The sequence below is a fragment of the Exiguobacterium sp. UBA6282 genome (assembly GCF_002440475.1).
GTDB lineage: Bacteria > Bacillota > Bacilli > Exiguobacteriales > Exiguobacteriaceae > Exiguobacterium_A.
The window spans coordinates 10928-18151 of sequence record NZ_DJUM01000018.1; the positions used below are offsets into that span (position 1 = coordinate 10928).

A 7224-nucleotide genomic window follows, 5' to 3' on the forward strand; every position below is an offset into this window, starting at 1 on the left:
GGGTCTTCTTGTAGACGCGCCTGGATGGCGTCATCGATGACGAACGCATCAGGTCGCATATCCGGGAGAACCTGTCGTCCGGACGGTTGCATCAAACCGAGCCGTTCTAAGCGACGGACCCGTTCCTTATTTAGTTCGGTCCAGTTACTGTTCTTTAGGCGCGGTGTGAATCGTTGAGCCAGTTCACCGTCCGCTGTTTTCTTCACAATTCCATCGATCCAGCCGAAACAAAGTGCCTCCTCGACGGCATCAAGATAGAGTAAACCTTCTCCTGTCTGTTTTCGACTGAGGATTACCCAACAAAACGACTTATGTTCCGCGTGTTCTGATAACCACTGTCTAAAGTCCTCGCGATTAGTGAACCGTAAGACGTCCGTGATCTCCATGCTCGTTCCTCCTTTTCATATCGAAATCCCCCTTCGTGTTACACGAGGGGGATTTCACTTTTTTATCGTAACGGGTCATGATGAAAGACACAATTCCGACCACTCTTTTTCGCTTGATAGAGAGCGGCGTCTGCCTGCTGGATTGTCTGCAGAAAATTATAGCTATCAGACGGTTGATGCGTTTGGCGAGACACACCAATCGATAACGTCACTTGTAGCGGTTCCGTCGCTGATAACTCATACGTTCGCGTGGCACTGGCTTCACAAATTTGTTCCGCGATTCGACGCGTCTCAGGCAATGAATATTCCGGTAACAGCATCATGAATTCTTCACCGCCGAATCGCCCGAGCACACAAGAAGGGGGACAATAGGACGTAAGCAAGGCACTGATTTGTCGTAAGATATGATCCCCTCGGTCATGACCGTATGTATCATTGACCTGTTTGAAATGATCGACATCGATAATCATGATTGAAAAGTTCATCTGTTGTGATTTATATCGTTGGACCGTCTCTTCTAAATGGCGCCTATTATCAAGTCCCGTCAACATATCCGTCAAGGCGAGACGCCGATGCATCCGGACTTGATGGAAGTGCCAGCGGACTTGATGGAGAATACTGTGTAGCAGGAGACCGGCACAGCCGTTTCCGACGAGAAATACCGTCATCGCTGTCACGTCATTCGGTCGAACATGTTGAACGAATGGTAAACAAAGAATGAGTGCGATTGAAAAAATGATCGGAAACGAGATAAAGCGATCCGGTGCTTCATTTTGTAAGTATAAGACAACGATGCTGACGATTAGATACGTACCGACAAGCCAGAATGGATGATTGGAATGAAAAATAAACGTTTGAAGGGAAGCGAAGACGAGCGTCGTAATGAAACCGCTACTGATGCCTCCATAGATGAAGGCGATGACGATTAAAGTAATCGACAAATCGAAACGAAATCCCTCATAGGTGATGGCATTGTGAATGACCCAGTAGCCGGCACCGGTTGCAAGAATGAGCACTAACAGATTTTTTTTCAGCCAACTGTCGAGCGTATTTCGGAATTGAAACCGCTTAAAAAAGAATAGAGAGATGAGCACGAAGAAAAAGGTTAGAGCGACGTTGAGTATGAGATGATTCAATGTATTCCACATGTTCGTGTTCCTCTCGAATTATTTCTGAAAGATAATTACAATAAAATGATTTATTTAGTAAATATTTATTCTATAAAACCAACCATACTCTAAAGGTGTATTAAAGTATCGTAATTACCTTATCTTTAAAAAAAAATAACAGGTTCTCTTCTAAATCAATAATACTCTGAGATTTTCTCGCGTGAAGACTCGATTAGATAATCAAGTGAGACGAAATTATGAATGAATGCAAACGAGCCAATTTCCTTGGTGGATACCCCTAATCTCTCTGCATCTTGATTGCGGACATCTTCATTCGAGTGCAGAATTTCAAAGCCTGCTGCTTGCATTCTCTCCCCGTCGAATTCGAGGGTGACGATATCTCCATCTTGCCACTCACTCTTCAATTGATGAAAGTGCATTTGGTACGCTTCGCTTGGAGGATCGACTTCAAACGCGATCAAGCCTTTTGGTGCATCGACTTGGAATGCCGGCGATAATCCTCCGCGTGTCACGATGGATTTCATATGATGCCGATGTGTCATATGACGTAATAGCATGGTCAGACCACTCCTTTTCATCTATTATTACGCGACGGCGTCAGAATATCGAGAAAAATTTACAAAAGAGAAGGAAGAATCTTGAATTTTTCTGATAGACAACGTTCGATTAGTCTGCACTTACTATTTGCTTCGCTCGTTTACGTCCCGGTTTCGATTTATGCGGGAGAGATCGATGCGAGCGGTATCCTGCAAACATGATTGATTAAAAAATGAAATCGATAGATAATCGAAATCAGATAATGCATACCCTTTATTCCTGAAAAAGGAAATTTCAAATATCCCCTTTTTGTACAATGAAGGTAGTCATATTGATTAGGAACACTTTTTAAAGGAGGGTATGATTGGATGAGAATCGTGAAGGTAGACCGATTGATAGTAGCATTGAGCATCTTTAGTGGACTTCTTGTATCCTTGGGTCGCTCGACGCAAATATATCCACAACAAATNNATTGGGATCGTTCTGATGTTGAAATGGATAAGAGAAGCGCAGTTACGTTTTTTATCCTTGATTGGTTTATCATTTAGCACGATGATCTATCTTGTGTGTGGCATCTTTTATCAAATCGAACAGTTCAGCCAGTATCAAGTGTTGGTCAAACAACAAGTCATTGCAGATCGTGGAACGATTGATGGGGACTATTTAACGAGTATTACGTCGATGCCTTCGCCCTATATGAACAGTCAATACTTTAACGGCAATACCTTCTTGATTTACTGGGCGAGCATCTTATTAATGGCGAGCTTGATCGCATGGTGGACTCGAGAGGAATGGCAAATATCTGAGTCAGATTAAAAAATCGCGCGACATGATGTTACCAATGAATAACAAAAAGAGTCCTTCTCTCTCCTGTACCGTGCAGAAGAGAGAAGGACTTGCAAAGTTTTAGCGACTAGAAGTATTTAAAAATGATCGCTCTGCATCTTATGCAGCAATTGATCAAACGTTTCGTGGTCCTTTGATGTAAAGGCGCGGAAATAACGATCATCGATTTCCTCGATTTCAGGAGCGGACGTTTGGATCAACTTCGTTCCCTGTTCTGTCAACAAAACCCGCTTTTCTCGATTGATCCGTTTTCGGATGACGAGATGTTCAGCAAGTAATTTCTTGACCGTTTGTGAAATGGCGCCACTTGAGAGTTCAAGCGTTCGTTCAAGTGATTTTTGCGTCGCACTTTCTTGGTGATACAAGGTCATCAATAAATCGAATTGGGACTTCGAGAGTCCTTTTGGTTTCAACACATCGTTGACTTCTTTCGAATAACGGCCATGGAGTCGCTGAATGGCGTTCCAGTGCTGCATCGAGGATTCGAATGTGAAGGTCATATTTTTTCCTCCTCTTTCGTCACGCAGGGTTGAGCTTATCGAAGAAACGGATCAATTCTTCTTGTTGTCGAGCCGTCAAAGCGGCGAATTGTTCTTGTTGAAAACGTTCGTAGGCGGGCACCACTTCTTGTAGGATGGCTGTTCCTTTTTCCGTCAGCAGAAGATAGTTCGTCTTCCATTTCCGTTGACGCGTGATCAGTTGCCGGTCGAACAGTCGTTTGATTCCGTGTGAAATCGTGCCATCGGTCACTTGGATCCGTTCGGCGATTTCCTTCTGACTCGTGCATGAGGTCGTGTGTAAGCAACGTAATACTTCCAGATTCGTATGGGACAGATCCCAGTGTTTTAAGAAAGCGTTGACGCGCTTGATTTGTTGATTATGATAGGTCGCAATTGTATGCCAGCATGCCATTGGATATGTCTCTGTAGTTGTTGTCATGGAGAACCTCTTAAATATAGAATGTACTGCTGTTGAACTAGTTTCACCATACCATATTAAAAATATCTCATGCTACTAGTTTGAGCGAAAAACCATCACTTTCCATTATTTCGATATACCTATAAAAAATCCTGATCGAATCAAATCCGATCAGGAAGTATACCGCTTGATAACGTGAGATACGTATCCTTCAATTGGAATCCATATTTCGTAAAGCACATCTCAGAGACGCGTCCTTGTAAGGTGATCGTCGCATAGTCGCCACGAATGACAAAAGACTTAAATTTTTTCACAATGTCTTGAATCAAAGCCTCGAGCAACAAACCGCGTTCGCCAAGACCTTCTTCTCTGACATTGATTTCAATTAAAGAAAACGTACCATATTCTGTATTTTCCGTCTGTTTCGTACCTTCATAAAGAACGGTTAAATAGGATCGTTTCGAGACAAGCGATCGACTATTCGGTGGTTCAAGAATCGTAACGTAATAACTTAGTGAAGGGAGACGTAAGTTTCGAGTGACCTCAACAATCTGGCGTTGATTATTATATGCAAGCCCAACGATTTGTTCTTGTGGATGATTCGGCACTGTCAATCCTTCTTGCTTACAAACGGTTTGCCACTCGGCTTCTGGAATCCAGACAGCCTCTTCGGTTTTCGCTAAAGCTTTAAAGAACTTCACGTTAAACGGATGACCTCCTATATAAAATGACTAATCCCATCATGCCTGACGGGTAGATGAAAAACGAGTTACAATCTGACGACAAATTTGTCTTCTTTTGCTATAAGTATACCTTGAAATTTCGTTTTGAAACAGACTACATCTCGATGAATCTACTGTCTATACTGAATGTATCAAGTCAGGAGGCGAGTATATGAAAACAGTCGAAGGTCCATTTTTCCATGGTACGAAAGCGACACTTCAAATCGGTGACGAATTAAAGCCGGGACATGCATCGAATTTTCGAGAACATCCGCTTCAACATATTTATTTCACGGCAACGCTCGATGCAGCGAAGTGGGGCGCGGAGCTCGCACAATCTGACGCTCCAGAGCACATCTACCTCGTCGAGCCGCTCGGAGCGTATGAAGATGATCCGAATTTGACGAACAAACGATTTCCAGGCAATCCGACCAGGTCGTATCGTTCGAATGAACCTGTGAAGATCATCGCTGAACTCGGAACGTGGGAACGGCATACGGACGAAGAGATTGAGACGATGAAAGCATCGCTTCAGCGGTTACGAGCAGAAGGGAAGGACACGATTATCGATTAACAAATCAATCTTACTCATTCCGTTTTTTGAAACTCGCTATTTCAACATCAACAGCTGATGATGAACTTTTTATTTAAACAACTAATATCATCATACAAGAGAAGGATATAATGGTACAATATGTAAAAAAAGGGGGGGTTATTCGATTGTCTCGCTACAAACAAGAAAAGAAACAAACACTCGATCATCTACGCGATGGTGTTGATCAAGGTCTTGGTAGTGCCGTACCTCGTGGACAAAACGACGGAATGCGCGGACTTGAGATGCTTGCAGTCGTCGTAATCCTTGGTGGAGGATATTTGCTATACCAATGGTTTTTCTAAAGTAAGAAGCATCATCCTTTCGAGGACGATGCTTCTTTTTGTTCGATTTCATTGACGATATCATCAAGCGTGACATGAGCTAGCACTTTCTCAAGGGCGGATTGCGCAAGCTCGAAGATTGGCGTGACCGTCGATTGGATGTTTCGTCCGACCGGGCAGTCTGGATTCGGTGCCGCATGGACGCCGAACAATTCCTTGTCCGGTACGACAGCGACAGCGTGATAAACGTCAAGCAGCGTGATGCTAGACAATGGACGGGCGAGCCGCGCACCGGCAACACCCGGACGAACTTCAATCAAATCTGGCTTTTTTGAGCATGCTCATGATTTTACGGATGACAACCGGATTCGTATTGACGCTGCCGGCAATCAAGTCGGATGTCATTTTCTCGTCGGTTGCAATCAACGATAGAATGTGGATACCGACGGAAAAACGTGTACTGATGGCCAACGGATGACCCCTCCTTCTTAAAAACAGTGTTCTCTTATTATACGTCGTATTGTTCATTTGGCAAGAAACGGGGAATAGAGACAATAATGTTGACAAACACTTTATTTGTAACTATATTGGTTACATGTAATCGAAGTAGTTACATATCAAAAGGAGGAATTATTATGAACATTGGAGTTATCGGCGCAACAGGAAAAGCAGGACGATTGATTCTACAAGAAGCAATCGAGCGCGGGCATGACGTCACAGCAATCGTCCGTAATGCGGCAAAAGTGACGGCTAACGTCACGATTCTCGAGCGCGATGTCCTCGCGCTGACGAAAGACGACTTGAACGGGTTTGACGCAATCGTCAATGCGTTTAACGCAGCACCCGGTGAGGAGACGAAACATATCGAAGTCGGGCGTCACTTGATCAATCTGTTAGCAGGTAGTACGACGCGCCTATTCGTTGTCGGTGGTGCTGGTAGTCTATTCGTTGACGAGAGTCACTCGACACGCGTCATGGAAACACCTGATTTCCCGGAAGCGTATTATCCGACAGCCTCGAACATGGGGAAAAATCTGATCGAACTACAAGGACAGCAAGACGTGACGTGGACGTATCTCAGCCCCGCTGGATTCTTTGATCCGAGCGGTAAACGAACAGGAACGTATTCGGTCGGCGGCGAGCAGATGATTCTAAATGCAAAAGGGGAGAGCTACATCAGTTACGCGGATTATGCCATTGCTGTAGTGGATGAGCTTGAAAAGGGACAACACCTCAACGAACGGTTTTCCGTCGTTGGTGAACAAGGATAACGTTGTCAGACCGACGTATCTAGTCGGTCTTTTTTGATGGGCGGAGTGAGAGATACAGCGGAGGACGGATGGCGAATCAGCGCAGTTTGCTTAAAATGAGAAGAGAAACGACAAAAGGAGCATACATCATGATGCGACGATATTTTAGTATCATCAGTCTGTTAGCTGTCTTGATCGTCTGTACGACGTCAACGCAACCGTCTCGGTTCGAACGTTCCGAACCAGTCGCGACGATTGAGGATCATTACACGGGACAAATCAATTGGCCGAGTGACACCGATCCGTTGCTAGAGCTTCATGCCAAACCGTGATCTACATATGACCGATCAAAACCCGTCTCCTTAAAGAAGACGGGCTTTTTGGTGACGTTAAATGACAGTCATTGCGCTCAAGAAGACGAAGAAGAACGTGATGCCGCTCGTCAAAATCAAAAAGGGGAGGACGATCAGTAATTCGAGATGCGGACGAAGACCATAGTAAAGCAGAAAGAAAAAAGTTAAACAGGCGGTCGTGATCGTCAACGCAAGAGAAGTCATCA

11 protein-coding genes and 1 pseudogene are annotated in these 7224 nt (G+C 44.3%); 5 read left to right on the forward strand and 7 right to left on the reverse strand.

Going from position 1 to position 7224, the window contains the following annotated elements; translation table 11 throughout:
- The 3 genes from B2751_RS04840 to B2751_RS04850 form a co-directional block, all read right to left on the reverse strand.
- On the reverse strand, positions 1-386 hold a 386-nt coding region (locus B2751_RS04840; protein ID WP_414655212.1), incomplete at its 3' end, for a YdeI/OmpD-associated family protein.
- 62 nt (positions 387-448) lie between these two features.
- Entirely contained in the window at positions 449-1534 is a 1086-nt protein-coding gene (locus B2751_RS04845) for a GGDEF domain-containing protein (RefSeq protein ID WP_290773272.1), read from the reverse strand.
- A gap of 155 nt (positions 1535-1689) precedes the next feature.
- Positions 1690-2073, reverse strand: a complete 384-nt coding sequence (locus B2751_RS04850; protein ID WP_290773276.1) for a hypothetical protein — start codon at positions 2071-2073, stop codon at positions 1690-1692.
- Positions 2074-2539: 466 nt separating this feature from the next.
- Between B2751_RS04850 and B2751_RS04855 the strand changes: the two genes are divergently transcribed.
- Positions 2540-2869, forward strand: coding sequence for a hypothetical protein (locus B2751_RS04855; protein ID WP_290773279.1), 330 nt, complete (start codon positions 2540-2542; stop codon positions 2867-2869).
- Between the two features lie 107 nt (positions 2870-2976).
- Here the strand turns inward: B2751_RS04855 and B2751_RS04860 are convergent, their stop codons facing one another.
- The 3 genes from B2751_RS04860 to B2751_RS04870 form a co-directional block, all read right to left on the reverse strand.
- Positions 2977-3399: a MarR family winged helix-turn-helix transcriptional regulator gene (locus B2751_RS04860; protein ID WP_035408199.1), complete on the reverse strand. Its 423-nt coding sequence runs from the start codon at positions 3397-3399 to the stop codon at positions 2977-2979.
- Positions 3400-3418: 19 nt separating this feature from the next.
- Entirely contained in the window at positions 3419-3838 is a 420-nt protein-coding gene (locus tag B2751_RS04865; RefSeq protein WP_052019029.1) for a MarR family winged helix-turn-helix transcriptional regulator, read from the reverse strand.
- Positions 3839-3978: 140 nt separating this feature from the next.
- A complete protein-coding gene (locus B2751_RS04870) occupies positions 3979-4518 on the reverse strand; it encodes a hypothetical protein (protein WP_290773282.1) in 540 nt (179 codons plus the stop codon).
- A 193-nt stretch (positions 4519-4711) separates the two neighbouring features.
- Between B2751_RS04870 and arr the strand changes: the two genes are divergently transcribed.
- Together arr and B2751_RS04880 are read left to right on the forward strand one after the other, a co-directional pair.
- Positions 4712-5113, forward strand: a complete 402-nt coding sequence (gene arr / locus B2751_RS04875; protein ID WP_290773285.1) for an NAD(+)--rifampin ADP-ribosyltransferase — start codon at positions 4712-4714, stop codon at positions 5111-5113.
- 146 nt (positions 5114-5259) lie between these two features.
- Positions 5260-5436 (forward strand): hypothetical protein, encoded by a 177-nt coding sequence (locus B2751_RS04880; RefSeq protein ID WP_155960154.1) that lies wholly within the window; start codon positions 5260-5262, stop codon positions 5434-5436.
- 11 nt (positions 5437-5447) lie between these two features.
- Here B2751_RS04880 and B2751_RS04885 read toward each other — a convergent pair.
- Positions 5448-5886: pseudogene (locus tag B2751_RS04885) on the reverse strand (Rrf2 family transcriptional regulator).
- A 164-nt stretch (positions 5887-6050) separates the two neighbouring features.
- On the opposite strand from B2751_RS04885, the gene B2751_RS04890 reads away from it, so the two are divergent.
- A complete protein-coding gene (locus B2751_RS04890; protein ID WP_290773288.1) occupies positions 6051-6686 on the forward strand; it encodes an NAD(P)-dependent oxidoreductase in 636 nt (211 codons plus the stop codon).
- A gap of 128 nt (positions 6687-6814) precedes the next feature.
- Complete coding sequence (locus B2751_RS04895; protein WP_290750087.1) at positions 6815-6997, forward strand: hypothetical protein; 183 nt, start codon at positions 6815-6817, stop codon at positions 6995-6997.
- The last annotated feature ends 227 nt before the right edge of the window (positions 6998-7224 follow it).

Excerpts from the sequence above, each read along its gene's own strand:
- B2751_RS04845 (WP_290773272.1), bottom strand. The coding sequence starts at position 1,534 with ATGTGGAATACATTGAATCATCTCATACTCAACGTCGCTCTAACCTTT.
- B2751_RS04850 (WP_290773276.1), bottom strand. The coding sequence starts at position 2,073 with ATGCTATTACGTCATATGACACATCGGCATCATATGAAATCCATCGTG.
- B2751_RS04855 (WP_290773279.1), top strand. The coding sequence starts at position 2,540 with ATGTTGAAATGGATAAGAGAAGCGCAGTTACGTTTTTTATCCTTGATT.
- B2751_RS04860 (WP_035408199.1), bottom strand. The coding sequence starts at position 3,399 with ATGACCTTCACATTCGAATCCTCGATGCAGCACTGGAACGCCATTCAG.
- B2751_RS04865 (WP_052019029.1), bottom strand. The coding sequence starts at position 3,838 with ATGACAACAACTACAGAGACATATCCAATGGCATGCTGGCATACAATT.
- arr (WP_290773285.1), top strand. The coding sequence starts at position 4,712 with ATGAAAACAGTCGAAGGTCCATTTTTCCATGGTACGAAAGCGACACTT.
- B2751_RS04890 (WP_290773288.1), top strand. The coding sequence starts at position 6,051 with ATGAACATTGGAGTTATCGGCGCAACAGGAAAAGCAGGACGATTGATT.
- B2751_RS04895 (WP_290750087.1), top strand. The coding sequence starts at position 6,815 with ATGATGCGACGATATTTTAGTATCATCAGTCTGTTAGCTGTCTTGATC.